The sequence below is a fragment of the Massilia agilis genome, from assembly GCF_024756255.1.
Lineage (GTDB): Bacteria > Pseudomonadota > Gammaproteobacteria > Burkholderiales > Burkholderiaceae_D > Telluria > Telluria agilis.
The window spans coordinates 1-427 of the sequence record NZ_JANUHB010000023.1; the positions used below are offsets into that span (position 1 = coordinate 1).

A 427-nucleotide genomic window follows, 5' to 3' on the forward strand; every position below is an offset into this window, starting at 1 on the left:
GTACGTCAGATTACCGTTGCCGGTATCGACGTCAGTCGCGTTCAGGTAGCTCGTGCTGAGCGTGATGGTCGCGCCCTGGCCCACAGTGACGGGCGATACCGCCAGCACCGGCGCATCGTTCACCGGATTGACCGTGATGCTGACGTTGTAGGTATTGCTGCCCGAGCCGTCGCTCAGCGTGTAGGTAAAGCTGTCCGGACCGTTGTAGTTGGCCGCCGGCGTGTACTCGTAGCTGCCGTCGGTGTTAAGGGTCAGCGTGCCGTGCGACGGGCCGCTCGCGCTGGCGTAGGTGACCGTATCGTGCTCGACGTCGGTCGCTGCCGGCAGGTTGCCGGTGGCCCTGGTGTCTTCGTTGGTCGTGATCGTCCCGTCGGCGGCGACCGGCAGGTCGTTCACCGGCGTGACCTTGACGGTCATCGTCGCATCG

The 427-nt window shown here is 64.9% G+C and carries 1 protein-coding gene; it reads right to left on the bottom strand.

Annotation, left to right across the window (positions count from 1 at the left end; all coding sequences use genetic code 11):
• A partial coding sequence (locus tag NX774_RS23295; RefSeq protein WP_258824684.1) for a tandem-95 repeat protein occupies nt 1-427 on the bottom strand: 427 nt, incomplete at both ends.